Annotated in this window: 14 protein-coding genes; 4 read left to right on the top strand and 10 right to left on the bottom strand. The window is 54.6% G+C overall.

All coding sequences use genetic code 11. From position 1 onward, the window contains the following. Positions 1-9: 9 nt before the first annotated feature. The 3 genes from BC440_RS00900 to BC440_RS00890 all read right to left on the bottom strand — a co-directional run bounded on the left by BC440_RS00900 (position 10) and on the right by BC440_RS00890 (position 2,426). Entirely contained in the window at positions 10-633 is a 624-nt protein-coding gene (locus BC440_RS00900) for a TRAP transporter small permease subunit (protein ID WP_175484450.1), read from the bottom strand. 156 nt (positions 634-789) lie between these two features. After that, positions 790-1,818, bottom strand: coding sequence for a TRAP transporter substrate-binding protein (locus tag BC440_RS00895; RefSeq protein ID WP_007091272.1), 1,029 nt, complete (start codon positions 1,816-1,818; stop codon positions 790-792). Next, on the bottom strand, positions 1,815-2,426 hold the full coding sequence (locus BC440_RS00890; RefSeq protein WP_071239407.1) for a gluconokinase: 612 nt from the start codon (positions 2,424-2,426) through the stop codon (positions 1,815-1,817). Before BC440_RS00890 ends, BC440_RS00895 begins: the two co-directional genes overlap by 4 nt. 141 nt (positions 2,427-2,567) lie before the next feature. Between BC440_RS00890 and BC440_RS00885 the strand changes: the two genes are divergently transcribed. Further along, the gene (locus BC440_RS00885) at positions 2,568-3,593 is read left to right on the top strand and encodes a LacI family DNA-binding transcriptional regulator (RefSeq protein WP_071239406.1); all 1,026 of its coding nucleotides are present in this window, start codon (positions 2,568-2,570) and stop codon (positions 3,591-3,593) included. A gap of 9 nt (positions 3,594-3,602) precedes the next feature. Here BC440_RS00885 and BC440_RS00880 read toward each other — a convergent pair whose 3' ends face one another. From BC440_RS00880 to BC440_RS22525, 4 genes are all read right to left on the bottom strand, one after another. Next, positions 3,603-4,172 carry a YigZ family protein gene (locus BC440_RS00880; RefSeq protein ID WP_037989452.1) on the bottom strand — a complete coding sequence of 190 codons (570 nt, stop codon included), beginning with the start codon at positions 4,170-4,172 and terminating at the stop codon, positions 3,603-3,605. A gap of 48 nt (positions 4,173-4,220) precedes the next feature. Further along, positions 4,221-4,970, bottom strand: a complete 750-nt coding sequence (locus BC440_RS00875; RefSeq protein ID WP_071239405.1) for a sulfite exporter TauE/SafE family protein — start codon at positions 4,968-4,970, stop codon at positions 4,221-4,223. 120 nt (positions 4,971-5,090) lie between these two features. Beyond that, the gene (locus BC440_RS00870; RefSeq protein ID WP_071239404.1) at positions 5,091-5,888 is read right to left on the bottom strand and encodes a hypothetical protein; all 798 of its coding nucleotides are present in this window, start codon (positions 5,886-5,888) and stop codon (positions 5,091-5,093) included. A 12-nt stretch (positions 5,889-5,900) separates the two neighbouring features. Continuing rightward, a complete protein-coding gene (locus BC440_RS22525; RefSeq protein WP_139192060.1) occupies positions 5,901-6,482 on the bottom strand; it encodes a hypothetical protein in 582 nt (193 codons plus the stop codon). A gap of 118 nt (positions 6,483-6,600) precedes the next feature. Between BC440_RS22525 and BC440_RS00860 the strand changes: the two genes are divergently transcribed. Together BC440_RS00860 and BC440_RS00855 are read left to right on the top strand one after the other, a co-directional pair. Beyond that, positions 6,601-7,986, top strand: coding sequence for a 3-deoxy-7-phosphoheptulonate synthase class II (locus tag BC440_RS00860; RefSeq protein WP_007091279.1), 1,386 nt, complete (start codon positions 6,601-6,603; stop codon positions 7,984-7,986). A gap of 246 nt (positions 7,987-8,232) precedes the next feature. Next, positions 8,233-8,718: a hypothetical protein gene (locus tag BC440_RS00855; protein WP_007091280.1), complete on the top strand. Its 486-nt coding sequence runs from the start codon at positions 8,233-8,235 to the stop codon at positions 8,716-8,718. A 65-nt stretch (positions 8,719-8,783) separates the two neighbouring features. Here the strand turns inward: BC440_RS00855 and BC440_RS00850 are convergent, their stop codons facing one another. Genes BC440_RS00850 through BC440_RS00840 form a run of 3 tightly spaced genes read right to left on the bottom strand, consistent with a single transcriptional unit; the run spans position 8,784 to position 11,071 of the window. Continuing rightward, positions 8,784-9,359 carry a hypothetical protein gene (locus BC440_RS00850; RefSeq protein ID WP_007091281.1) on the bottom strand — a complete coding sequence of 192 codons (576 nt, stop codon included), beginning with the start codon at positions 9,357-9,359 and terminating at the stop codon, positions 8,784-8,786. Next, the gene (locus BC440_RS00845) at positions 9,359-10,708 is read right to left on the bottom strand and encodes a M48 family metalloprotease (RefSeq protein WP_007091282.1); all 1,350 of its coding nucleotides are present in this window, start codon (positions 10,706-10,708) and stop codon (positions 9,359-9,361) included. Before BC440_RS00845 ends, BC440_RS00850 begins: the two co-directional genes overlap by 1 nt. Before the next feature lie 18 nt (positions 10,709-10,726). Next, a complete protein-coding gene (locus tag BC440_RS00840) occupies positions 10,727-11,071 on the bottom strand; it encodes a YbjQ family protein (RefSeq protein ID WP_007091283.1) in 345 nt (114 codons plus the stop codon). Between the two features lie 208 nt (positions 11,072-11,279). Here BC440_RS00840 and BC440_RS00835 point away from each other — a divergent pair, with 208 nt between their 5' ends. Next, positions 11,280-12,956 carry an NAD+ synthase gene (locus BC440_RS00835; protein WP_071239403.1) on the top strand — a complete coding sequence of 559 codons (1,677 nt, stop codon included), beginning with the start codon at positions 11,280-11,282 and terminating at the stop codon, positions 12,954-12,956. The last annotated feature ends 4 nt before the right edge of the window (positions 12,957-12,960 follow it).

The following is a 12,960-nucleotide window of genomic DNA, read 5'->3' as shown; positions in this document are numbered from 1 at the left end:
GAGTTCGGGTCAGTCATTGTGTTTTGCCGCCCCGGAATTTGCGCGCACATCATCAGGTTTGGCGCGGACATAATTGATCGCCAGAACGACAAACTGGATCGTTAACGCGATCAGAACCAACAGCATGAAGATTTTCAGTAATCCCGGATAAGGCGCGTTAAAGGCGCTGCCGGTGGTTTCCAGATGGATGCTGCCATCGGGTTTGAAGGTGGCACGCTGCACCATCAACCACCCCGCCCAGGCGAAAAAGCCCGACGAAATGGCACAGACGATTGATATGCCTATATCAAGTGCCCGACGCAATTTTGGCCCGGCAATGTCATAGATGATGACAACCCGGATATGTTTGTCGCGCGATGCACAGTAAAGCCCGGCAAAAACAAAGCCGATGGCCGATAAAAACGTTGTGGTTTCATGCGCCCAAAGGGTCGGGCTGTTAAAAACGTGACGCATGAAAATCTCGAAAATCAGGATACCCATCGCCAACAGGAAACCCAGCGCGAAAACCGTGCTGATCTTGTCGACAACCCGGCCAAAAATGCCGGAAACCTCTGGTACGGGGGGTAATGCGCCATCCGGTTCCAGGGCAGGGGGAATTTCGCTATGCGCCATTTTTTCTGCGCTCGGGGCCATTTTCAGCATTCCTTGTCACGACAAAGAATACAATCCGGCAACGGGGAGGACCGCATCACCCGATAGCGTCTCTTCTATCGGGCTTGGCCGGATTGTACCGGGTCGTTCCGGCGGGCCTTTGCGGGCACCGCCGGAAACGGATGTATCAAGGCAGGCTCAGATCATGCCCTGTTCGGTCAGGTATTTGACGAGTGTATCATAAACCTTCTGGGCATTTTCCGAACGTGCCGCGACTTTTTCCCACTGGCTGGTTGCGATTTTACGGAATTTGTTGCGTTCCTCGGCCGACCAGTTGTGGATGGTAACCCCACCTTCGGCACGGGCCTTGGCAACGGCTTCCATGTCTTTCATGGCCAACTGTGCGTCCATGTCGCGCGCAAGATCACGGACCGAAACTTCCAGAATGGTCTGGAGGTCTTCGGGCATGGAATCCCATTTCGCCTTGTTGACCGAAACTTCAAGCATCGGCATGGAATGGAAGCCCGGATAGACCGGATGTTTGGCGACGTCATGCAGACCCATTGCCTGGTTGGTCGAGAACACGGTCGCATCCGCAGCATCAATCACCTTTTTATCAAGGGATGTGAAAACTTCGGACTGCGGAATGTTCACAGGCGACGCACCGGCCGCGGCAAAGACTTCCTGCACCATACCTTCTGGTGCGCGCATTTTCAGCCCCTTGAGATCAGCAACGCCATCAAGCGGTTTTGACGAAACGAATGCCTCAAGGCCCGGTGTCACCGCCCCGATGAAATGCAGGCCATAGGGTTGCAGCAGTTCATTCATCAGTTCCTTGCCGCCACCATATTCAACGAAACGCAGCATTTCGGACGGTGCCGACCATGCACCTACCGGATTGGCGATCAGGCCGAATGCCGGGTCTTTACCGGTGAAATAGCTCGTATCGGTGATGTGGCCGTCAATGATGCCAGCAGCAATTGCGTCCTGGGTTTCGGCATGTTCAACAACCGAGTTGACCGGCAGCATTTCAATCGCAATGCGTCCGCCCGACATTTTGCCGACACGCTCGGCCCATTCCTGCTCCAGTACAAAGTTCGGCACGCCAGCCGCATCGCTTGACTGGACTTTAAGGGTGAATTCCTGTGCATTTGCGATCAGCGGTGATGCCATCATCAGGCTGGCGGCAAGTGCGGTTCCGGCGAGTGTCTTGAACGATAGGGTCATCTGTCTTCTCCCTGGGTTACCGGTTTTCCGGCGGTGTTATGCGTTTTGGTAGATGGACTGTCGATTTCGCCGGCCGCAAGACGGGCAGCAGCGGTCGAAACCACGGCTTCAATCGGGGCGTCGATGGAAACAGTCACGCTGATCTCGTCCGGCCCCAGCGGTTCGAGATCGGCCAACTGACTGTCAAGCAATCCGGGCGGCATGAAATGGCCGACCCGGCGATCCAGCCGGGACCGGATCACTTCGCGCGAACCGTCCAGAAAAACAAAAGTTACGGGTGCCATGTGATCGCGCAGGAAATCGCGATAGCGCCGTTTCAGTGCCGAACAGGCGATAAAGATTTTCGGCGATACATAGTTTGACTCAATTCCATGCGCGACTTCTTTGGCAGCCGCCCCAAGTGATGCCAGCCACGGCCAGCGCATCTCGTCATCAAGCGGGATGCCATTGCGCATGTTTTCGACATTTTGCGGGGGATGATAATCGTCCGCGTCAAGCCACACACCATTCATGATGCTGGCAAGGCCCTTTGCGACCGCGGTCTTGCCTGATCCGCTGACACCCATCACGATGACAAATTCGGCTTTGATGGCTAATCCTCCCGCCACTTTTATTTCGTCTTTTCTTGAGCGGGCCTTGCCCGCCTTGCTTTGTTAGCGCTAACATAATGATAGCGCTAACATCGAGTCAACAGATATTGTGCAACTCCGGGATCGCGGATATGAGGAACAGGGCATGAGAAGGAAGACATGAGAAAACGCAGAGGGGCCGGGCGGCCGACCATCGCTGATGTGGCTGATAAGGCCGGGGTCAGTACGATCACCGTTTCACGGGCCTTGCGTGATCCGGCCAAGGTATCCGCCCCGTTGCGCGAACGCATTGATGCCGCCGTTCGCAAGCTTGATTATGTTCGCCATTCCCATGCCAGTGCGCTGGCATCATCGCGGTCCAACATTGTTGGCGTGATCGTGCCGTCGCTGACCAATAACGTGTTTGCCGATACGCTGCGCGCGATTTATGACGAGCTGGAACAGGGGCCGCTTCAGGTGCAGCTTGGCAATTCGCGCTATGTCGCGGCAGAAGAAGAACGCCTGATCCGCATTTTCCTTGGGCAGCGTCCGGCTGCCCTGATTGTTGCGGGTGGGGATCAGACCCCGGCGGCGCGGGCCTTGCTGGAAAGTGCCGATTGTCCGGTGGTGCAGGTCATGGAAGTCGATCCCGATCCAATTGATATGATGGTCGGATTCTCGCATTTCGAAGGCGGGCGCGCGGCCGGATATCACCTGTTGCAGCGCGGATATCGCAATATCGGTTTCATCGGTGCACGCATGGACCCGCGATCACGCCGCCGCATGGAAGGCTTTGCCGAAGCACTTCGATCAGCAGGCCGATATGATTCGGAGCTGTTCATGACAACAACCCGGTCATCAAGCACATCACTGGGCGCAGAACTGATCGCAACGTTGCGTGCAAAGCGCCCGGATATTGAAGCGGTTTTTTGCAACAACGATGATATGGCGCTGGGCGTTCTGTTTGGCTGCCAGCATGCCGGGCTGCGTGTGCCCGAAGACCTTGGCATTATCGGTTTCAACGATCTTGAAATGATGGCAGCGGCCTGTCCGTCATTGACCAGTATCCGGACAAACCGCTACGGGATCGGCAAAACGGCGGTTGATATGATCCGTTTGCGGCTGGAGGGGCAGGAGCCGGAAAAGCCGGTTGTCGATCTTGGTTTCCAGTTACAGGAACGCCAAAGCACCGCGCGGCGGGGCTGATATCCTGTTCTAATCTCGATGGATCGGGAAACGTCCGGCCAGTTCGGCAACCAGATCCTTTGGTCCTGAAATCCGGATATGCGTGCCCATGCTATCAAATTGCCGGTCCAGAACCGTGATCCCATCCTGTGCGCAGGCCTGTTCGAGCGTTCCGGCGTCGGAAAATCCGGCAAACAGTTCGGCCTCTCCCTTTGGGACATAATCGATGAAATCAGCGACGCTGCAAACCGCATTTGCCGCCCCGCTATAAGCGCGCACCAATCCGCCGGTGCCAAGCTTCACCCCGCCGAAATAGCGCGTGACGATCACCGCAACATTGATCAGGTCGCGCCCCTGAAGCACCTTCAGGCACGGCACGCCAGATGTGCCCGATGGTTCGCCATCATCCTTGCCATGTTCGATCAACTGGTCTTCGTCATTCAGGTATCGATAGGCGGTGACATGATGATTGGCCTTGGGATGGGCCGCGCGCAATTCCGCCAGTCGTGCCGCAAGATGGTCATAAGGGACCAGCTCGGCCAGGAAGCGCGATTTCTTTTCTTCAGTTTCGGCAAATGCGGCGCGGGCGATGGTTTTCATCACGACTGGATAGCAAAGGCAGGCGCATTGCACCAGCGTGCTCAAGCGTTAAGGGTGAAACAGTGCGAATTTACCGATCAATATCATCCCGAAAATCACCAGCATGATCAGGACCAGCTTGCGGAAACTTTCCGCATCCATGCGTGATCTGACAATGCCGCCAAGCTTGGTGCCCAGATAAACCGGTATTAACCCGGCAAGAGATACCCAGACAGTTTCAAGCGTCATCAGGCCAAGTTTTGACAGGCCAATGGCCATCACGATGCTCGACAGGCTGAAGGAAATATTGATCGCCTGTATGAAACGTTTCGGGTCCAGACGAAGGGCCAGAAGGAAAGGCAGAACCGGCATGACCTGTGATCCGGTAATGCCATTGACAAGCCCCGTTGCGAACCCCATCACCGGGGCCAATGGTTTTTGCAGTTTTTCCGGTACCGGCCGCCCCGGCCGCCATAACGTCAATGCGCCGTAAACCATCAAAACAACGCCAAGAACCGCCCCCGCCATCAGGCTGTTGACCAGATCAAGCACCACAAGCCCGACGACAAGCCCTGGCACGGTGGCAACAAACATCGGCCAGAACCGCTTGACGGTTTCGTGAAAATGCCCGGCCTGCACCATAACGATGGTATTGCTGACCAGTGATGGAATGATCACCAGCGGCATCGCGGCCTTTAATCCGATACCAAGCGCGAGAACCGGCAGGGCGGATGTTGAAAAGCCAAGCCCGGTTGCCCCTTTGACAAAAGCGGCAATGAAATAGGCGCAGGCAATGATCACTGCCGTTTCTATTGTCATAGGGGTTCCGTTGATCCTGCTTGGAATACCCTTGTCTAATAGTTGATAAGTTTATCGATTAATACTGGTTTTCAGGATGTTCCGGGGTTAACGCCGGAATCTACAAGGCGGTTACGAGGACTAAGTATCCTCGTCTTGCATATCGACATCATCGTCATTCTGATAAGGTGAGGGAGCGTTGTTGCAGTCTCCTTCCGGGGGAACGGTATAGGTTACGCCCTGATTGGTTGGCATTGCGTTTGCCTGCCGAATGTTTGCGCCGGGTAGTTGACGCACTTCTTGAGTAAAAGGCTCGTGGGCCGGGTAAAGTGCATTGGATTTTGCCTGATTGCAGGCCAAACAGATCATGCAAAGATTATCGTGGTCGGCGCAGGCCACATCGACCAGAGAATGGGTGATCGGGTTCTGGAAGGCAGGCACATTGAACCTGAACTGTGTTTGCCCGTTGACGCGTGTGGCGGTCAATATTTCTATTGGATCGTCTTCATCGTCATTGCGCCATGTTTCGTAGAATGTCTTGTCGGTCTCCCCGTAACCGAGGACGTAATATTGAACAAAACTGAAATCGGGGAGACTGATGGTCGTTTCCCCCAATGTGTTGCCCCAGGAGCCGTTGCCAGCCATAGGGTTATTATTGTGCTGCGCAGCCAGATTACTAATCTGTTGGTATCTGTTTTGATTTGCACCGGTAAACATGTCTTTTAATAGGCTGTCGGGAAAATTGTGATCTGCCTGTGCAAAGGCATTGGGAACTTTGCGTTGGCAGGCAGGGCAGGTAAACCATGCCTCGCATCCGGATCCAAAATCGAAGTCGCCGGACGTGCCGTCTGTTCCCGGGTACCAGTATGAATTGTAAGCTGTTGATGCTTCGGGTGTCGGGCGTAAGAGATTTCCATTTGTGTCCAGAAGAACAAACATGGGGTTACATCCCTATAAAATCTGGCTGACATAGAGGCGCCAATTCATGATCGGCGGATCAAACGGTCCCGGTGCCATGGATGGCAGGCTGGGCTTGTATTGCTTGCTGGCTTTTTCAAGCCGCCACTCAAACCGCATCTCGGATGTGGAAGTTGGCAGGGGTGGCGGAACCGGATTATCTGAACTTTGGCAGGGGGCCACGCTGTCGGTCGGTTTCCATGGCCCCCAAACCGGACGCGGTATTGGAATTGCCGGGCCAGGCGGACCCATCAATGATTTGCGAAAGGCAAAACTATTGCTGTTGGTTGCGGGCATGGCCTTTATCTTTCCAAAGTTGCTGGCCTTTTGCCGACGGACGCGAGGTAAGTTTGTGATGGACAGATACGAAAACCGGAAGTGCTGATAGGGCGTTGATGGCATGAAGGACAGCCGGATTCGCAAGATTTCCAGAGCCCCGACGAGAACGGGCATCCTCCCAAATCCATCTGGAATGGCGGATTGGGGTGGAATTTTGCGTTTTGTTTGTGGGTATTGGTAAAAATTTGCGGGTTTTTCTTTGCGAATTGCACGGAAGGGGTGGAAATGCGGTTGCAAAACCCGTATCAAGTTTGGCCCGGTTGACAGCACCGGCGATACGGGCGGAAATCCGCTGTGACGCTGATTATATGGTATAGTAACGGCATGATGGACATGCCGGATTGAGAGGAAGCAAATGAGCAAGAGCTGGAGCATTGATAGTTGGCGCAAACTGCCTGTGAAGCAGATGCCGACATATCCGGATGCACAGGCCGTCAAGGCCGTAGAGCAAGAGCTCGGCAGCTATCCTCCTTTGGTATTTGCTGGCGAAGCGCGCGCATTGAAAGAAAAGCTTGGTGAAGTTGCCGAAGGCAACGCATTCCTGCTGCAGGGCGGGGACTGTGCCGAGAGCTTTAAGGAATTTCACCCGAACAACATTCGCGACACCTTTAAGGTCATGTTGCAGATGGCGGTTGTCCTGACCTATGGCGCAGCATGCCCGGTGGTCAAGGTTGGCCGTATGGCGGGGCAGTTTGCCAAGCCGCGCTCGGCGGATACCGAAACCATTGATGGCGTCGAACTGCCAAGCTATCGCGGTGACAATATCAACGGCATCGAGTTCACATCCGAAGCCCGTGTTCCGGATCCGCAGCGCCAGATCCGTGCCTATAACCAGTCGGCATCGACGCTAAACCTTTTGCGTGCTTTCGCGCAGGGCGGGTTTGCCGACCTGAGCAAAATACACCGTTGGAACCTGTCATTTGTCGATAACAGCCCCGCGGGCGAACGATATCGCAAGATGACAACCCAGATTGACGAAGCTGTTGCCTTCATGCAGGCGTGCGGCATCACGGCCGAAACCGCCCCGCAGATGCGCGAGACGGATTTCTATACCTCGCACGAGGCGCTTTTGCTGGGTTACGAACAGGCCCTGACCCGTCAGGACAGCCTGACCGGTGACTGGTATGACTGTTCGGCGCATATGCTGTGGATCGGTGATCGTACCCGTCAGCTTGACGGGGCGCATGTTGAATTCATGCGTGGTGTGAACAACCCGATTGGCATGAAATGCGGACCGACCACCGAAGAAGATGATCTGATCCGTCTGATCGATGCGTTGAACCCGAAAAACGAAGCCGGTCGTCTGACTCTGATCGCGCGCATGGGAGCGGGCAAGGTTGAAGATCACCTGCCCCGTCTGGTGCAGCGGGTCAAGGCAGAGGGCCGCAAGGTTGTCTGGTCCTGCGATCCGATGCATGGCAACACGATCAAGGCGGCGAACGGTTATAAAACCCGTCCGTTCGATGCGATCCTGTCGGAAGTCAAATCGTTCTTTGATGTGCACAAGGCCGAAGGCACCCATGCCGGTGGCGTTCATTTTGAAATGACCGGTACGGATGTGACCGAATGCATTGGCGGTGCACGTGAAGTGACGGTCGACAGCCTGTCGGATCGTTACCACACCCATTGCGATCCGCGTTTGAATGGCGGGCAGGCCCTTGAACTTGCCTTCCTGATCGCCGAAATGATCAAAAAAGAACGCGACAGCGTTCGTGCGGAGCAGCTTGCAGCGTCAGCATAATTGAACATCGAACAATTGATGCGAAAAGGCGTTCGGGAAACCGGACGCCTTTTTTATAGGTGGCATGTCTTTTTGAGAGTTGAGTTCGTGGTTTTTTCTATTTAAGGGATGCGTGGCTGGAGGATGTTTCGTGAATTCTGACAGTGAGTATGCATTTTGCCTCTACACTGATTGGCACAACATCCTTAAGTATAGACAATCGCGGCACGATATCGCGGGGATTTTGGGGAAGGGGTCGCACGAAACATGGTGGATGAGGCGGATTTCGCCGCATGGCAGAAAAAAGTGGAGGGAACCAACATTTCCTCGACCACGCTGCTTGCGACCGATTACCTGAACCATTTCAATGAAATCGTGATGCTTCTGGAAATGGTTCCGGACATGCCCGACATGATTGAGGACTGCAAGGAATGGGCACCGAAAAGCTATCAGGACCATTTCCGTGACAGTGCCTTTTCCGACAAGGAATTGGCGATTGAGGCCTATGATCATGTGCCGGCTCGTTTCCGACGCCCGTTCGAGGAAACCATCGAGCATATGAACGCAATCGTGTTTCGCGCCAACGAGCAGCTTGATGCGCTGATTGCCGAGGGTAATGAAGACCTTTTACGCGAAACTGCCAGTACGGTGACATTGTCCCTGCAGCGTTTCATGGATGTCGCAAGTGGGATCATCCATGGGTCGGCCAAAACCATGAGCCAGGATGAAATTGACGCTGCACTGGCGCTGTAAAAATTCCGCATAAAAAAGGCCGGGTGTTTTATGCTTCCCGGCCTTCGCATTGTCGGATCGGTCGATCAATCCATCATCTCGGCCAGTTCTGCATCAAGCGTTTCGATTTCGCCACGCAGTTTTGGCAGGATATCGTTGCGTGCAGCCGCGACCTGCTGTTTCATGTTTTCAATGGCGCGACGGGAATAGCCGTTGGCTGACTGTTGCTGGAACAGACTGGTCATCTGGGCTTCTATACCGGTATAGAAACGACGCACGCCGGTAATGATTTCCGGATGGACCTCGAACGTACGCGGTGAATAACGCATCGTCGACCAGACCATATCGTCAAGGCGATGCGTCGCTTCTGGCGTCAGTTCGCGGGCGTGCCATTTCATCGGGGCTTCGGGATATTCCGCGATCCATTGTTCTACACGCTCGATATTGTCGACAAACTCGGCCTCAAGCGATTTTTCCAGATAGCTGACATCCGACAGACTTTGATAACGGTCGAAATCAACCGCAATCCGGAAGCCGGCAAAGCTTGCCAGATACACACCAAGAACCGTTGATGCCAGAATGATGCACTGGGTGAACCAGAATTCGATATTGGGTTTGCCGCTGACGCTAAGAAAGCGGAACGGGGATAAAAAGAGACGCATTATTCTGATCCTTCCGGAGCTTCGTATTCGTCGTAGATTGCTGATTGCGCTTCGAGGGCATCGACATAGCGTTCGAAAGCTGTCTGTAGCGGTATCGGTTCACCAAGCGGCAGATTGCGGTCCGCGACCATTTTATTAAGGCGTCGTACGCGATCCATTGGATGAGGGTGCGTGCCGAGATAATCAAGCATGCTCTCATCCTCCTGCATCATTGCAAGCTTGGCAAAGGTGGTTGCGACATCGGTGGCATGGCCATATTTCGCCATGACGATATCGAGTCCCCATTTATCGGCATCAAGTTCCTGGGATCGGGAATAATCCAGGTCGGCCAGCATTTTCGGCCAACCAGCGATCCAGGTGGTCAGAACCGCATCGGCCTGGAACATCATCGCCGACAGGGCAACGCCAACCGCCTGCCGCCCTAGCCCTTCAAGATGATCACGGCCATTATAATGGCCGATTTCATGACCAAGGATGGATAATAGTTCGTTTTCGGTATCGACCAGTTCAAGCATGCCGGTATGCACAAGGATCAGCCCACCGGGCAGGGCGGCGGCATTTGGCGTGTCATCGGGGATAATGACAACTTCGAAATCATAGGCCGCAGCCGGGCCAAGGGCTGATTTCGGGATCGAGTTGATCAGATCAAGGATATAGCGTTCCGGCAGGCTGCGTTGATCATCGCTGCGGCGTTCGGTGATGTAGTCGCCTTCAAGCTCGGACCAGATGGCGATTTCATCCTTGATCGAAATCTGGCGGGTTGCCCATTCGACAGCAAAACCGCTGGCAGCGTAAATGCCCCAGCAGATAAACAGAAACGCCGCACTTGCCGATGTAAATTCAACCAGCAGGTTTTTATGGCTGATATTGATGCCATCATCAGGCAGGGCAGACGGAAAGCCGCCGCTGGGGCGTTTGTCGGTATAAAGGGCCGTGCCCGAAACCATCATTTCAACCATGCCGCGGCCAAGCTGGGCGGTGGTCATGCGGATGCCGGTAATGTGGGATGCACCCTTGGCGTCGGTCCGCATGCGCAGCATGGCTTCGCGTTTGGCACGCGTGATGGTGGCTTCGTGTGCCCCCAGTCGGCCGCCAACGAAAATGCGCAGACGCGCAAGCAGATTGCGGAACCGGTCTTCGCCGATCACAACCTTGCCGGTGACCATTCTGCTATAACGCAGAACGATGTCTTCGGGGGCATGGTCCTCGGTGCTCAGGTGCTGATTTGGCAAAAGTTGCTCGTCACGGCGCAGGGCGCGTTCGTGGGCGGCTTCAGCCAGACGGCCTGTCACAAAGGCGATCCCGATCAGGATCATTAGCATGATCCCCGGAACAAATAGTTCCTGCATTGGAAAAGACTCCGGGGATTATTTCAGGCGAACAGCCGTGCCATAGGCAAAGATTTCAGCCGCCTTGTATGCGACCTGCGATGTGGAAAAATGCACATCAACAACCGCATCGGCATCCATCACACCGGCCTGTTTGACCAGGCGTTCGAGGGCCTCGGTCTGGGCCTGTTCTAGAAGACGGGTATAAGAACGCACTTCGCCGCCAAACAGGTTTTTGAAAAAGGCAAAAATATCAAACAGGAAGCTTCGGCTGCGAACCGAACTGCCAAATACGATGCCCAGATTTTCGCTGATTTCACGGCCCGGAATATGGGATATTGTCACGACCGGCAATTCTGCCGCCGTGTTTTGGTTTTTCGTCATTGGTTTGCTCGTCTCAAATTATTGTTTTTGGTGCCGATTTTTCGGCTGGCGCAATAAAGCCACTTTGCGAACGTATTGCAAGCGATTATCAAGTGACGGTGAATGAGGTTGCGATGACAGTGCAAAAATACGGCATTGTTGCCGATGCAGTGCTGCTATCGAGCATTCGGCAATTGACACCAAACCGGACGCCTCCTATTCCAACATCATGACAAATATGCTTGCCATCGCGATTGCCCAGCTTAACCCCATTGTCGGCGACGTTGCCGGGAATGCCGAGAAAGTTGTGGCTGCCTGGGAAACTGCGGCCGATCAGGGCGCGGATATTGTCCTTTATTCCGAACTGGTTCTGTCGGGCTATCCGCCCGAGGATCTGGTGATGAAGCCTGCCTTCATGCGCCATCTGCGTCATGCGGTCGATAATATTTGCGAACGCACCAGGTCGCGAAAAAACGGTCCGGCCCTGTTGCTGACCACACCGTGGGATATTGACGGGGAACGCTTTAACGCGGTTCTTCTGATTGATCAGGGCAAGATCGAAACGGTGCGGGCGAAAAACGACCTGCCGAATTATGGCGTGTTTGATGAAAAACGCGTGTTCAGCGCCGGACCGATGCCCGACGTCGTGTCCTTCCGGGGGGTAACACTTGGTGTGCCGATCTGCGAGGACGTCTGGACGCCAAAGGTTGTTGCCCATCTGCGAGATCGTGGGGCGGAAATTTTCCTGGTGCCGAACGGATCACCGTTCGAGGCCGACAAGGGCGATCTGCGCCGTAATCTGATTGCGGATCGGGTCCGTGAAACCGGCGTTCCGATGATTTACTGCAACGAAGTCGGTGGTCAGGACGAACTGGTGTTTGATGGCGGTTCATTTGGTCTTAACGGTGATGGATCATTGGCCGTGGCCCTGCCGGGCTTTGCCGAGGATGTCGCCACCAGCACCTGGTTGCGTGGTGAAGATGGTAGCTGGCGGTGCGATGAAAATGCACCAAAGGCCGATTATCCAAGCGGGCTTGATGCAATATACCAGACATTGGTTCTGGGGCTTCGGGATTATGTGAACAAAAACCGGTTCCCCGGTGTTGTGATCGGCATGTCGGGCGGGATCGATAGCGCGCTTTCGGCCGCCATTGCCGTTGATGCGCTGGGATCAGATCGGGTGCGGCTGGTGATGATGCCGTCACCCTATACATCGCGCGAAAGCCTTGAGGATGCCGAACAATGCGCCGGGATGCTGAAAACCGGGATTGAAAGCATCAATATCGGGCCTGCCATGGAAGCATTCGAACAGATGCTTGCCCCGGCATTCGAAGGCCGGGACCCGGATATTACCGAAGAAAACATTCAGGCCCGTTCGCGCGGGATCATCCTGATGGGGCTTTCAAACAAGTTCGGCGATATGGTGCTGACGACGGGCAACAAGTCGGAAATGTCCGTTGGCTATGCCACGCTGTATGGTGACATGTGCGGTGGCTATTCGGTTTTGAAAGATCTTTATAAAACAACGGTGTTTGCGCTTTGCCATTGGCGCAATGCCCATCATCCGGTGGACGCACTTGGACCGGATGGCGTCGTGATCCCGGAACGGATCATTACCAAGCCGCCATCGGCCGAATTGCGCCCGGATCAGAAAGACGAAGATAGCCTGCCGCCTTATGACGTTCTTGATGATATCCTTCATCAGATGATTGAAGGCGAACGGTCTGTTTCCGAGATTGTGCAAAGCGGCCATGACGAGGCTACGGTACGCCGGGTCTGGCGATTGCTTGACCGGGCGGAATATAAACGCCGACAGGCGCCGCCCGGGGTCAAGATCACGCCGCGTGCCTTTGGCCGCGACCGCCGCTATCCGATTACCAACGGTTTCACGAATTTAGTGACCTGAAAAA

Source organism: Thalassospira sp. MIT1004 (assembly GCF_001858545.1).
GTDB classification, from domain to species: Bacteria; Pseudomonadota; Alphaproteobacteria; order Rhodospirillales; family Thalassospiraceae; genus Thalassospira; species Thalassospira xiamenensis.
The sequence above is the reverse complement of the archived record's forward strand: the minus strand, read 5'-3'. Positions and strand labels throughout refer to the sequence as shown.

Coding starts and splice junctions, on each gene's coding strand:
- BC440_RS00900 (WP_175484450.1), bottom strand. CDS start 633: ATGGCCCCGAGCGCAGAAAAAATGGCGCATAGCGAAATTCCCCCTGCC.
- BC440_RS00895 (WP_007091272.1), bottom strand. CDS start 1,818: ATGACCCTATCGTTCAAGACACTCGCCGGAACCGCACTTGCCGCCAGC.
- BC440_RS00885 (WP_071239406.1), top strand. CDS start 2,568: ATGAGAAAACGCAGAGGGGCCGGGCGGCCGACCATCGCTGATGTGGCT.
- BC440_RS00880 (WP_037989452.1), bottom strand. CDS start 4,172: ATGAAAACCATCGCCCGCGCCGCATTTGCCGAAACTGAAGAAAAGAAA.
- BC440_RS00875 (WP_071239405.1), bottom strand. CDS start 4,970: ATGACAATAGAAACGGCAGTGATCATTGCCTGCGCCTATTTCATTGCC.
- BC440_RS00870 (WP_071239404.1), bottom strand. CDS start 5,888: ATGTTTGTTCTTCTGGACACAAATGGAAATCTCTTACGCCCGACACCC.
- BC440_RS00860 (WP_007091279.1), top strand. CDS start 6,601: ATGAGCAAGAGCTGGAGCATTGATAGTTGGCGCAAACTGCCTGTGAAG.
- BC440_RS00855 (WP_007091280.1), top strand. CDS start 8,233: ATGGTGGATGAGGCGGATTTCGCCGCATGGCAGAAAAAAGTGGAGGGA.
- BC440_RS00850 (WP_007091281.1), bottom strand. CDS start 9,359: ATGCGTCTCTTTTTATCCCCGTTCCGCTTTCTTAGCGTCAGCGGCAAA.
- BC440_RS00845 (WP_007091282.1), bottom strand. CDS start 10,708: ATGCAGGAACTATTTGTTCCGGGGATCATGCTAATGATCCTGATCGGG.
- BC440_RS00840 (WP_007091283.1), bottom strand. CDS start 11,071: ATGACGAAAAACCAAAACACGGCGGCAGAATTGCCGGTCGTGACAATA.
- BC440_RS00835 (WP_071239403.1), top strand. CDS start 11,280: ATGACAAATATGCTTGCCATCGCGATTGCCCAGCTTAACCCCATTGTC.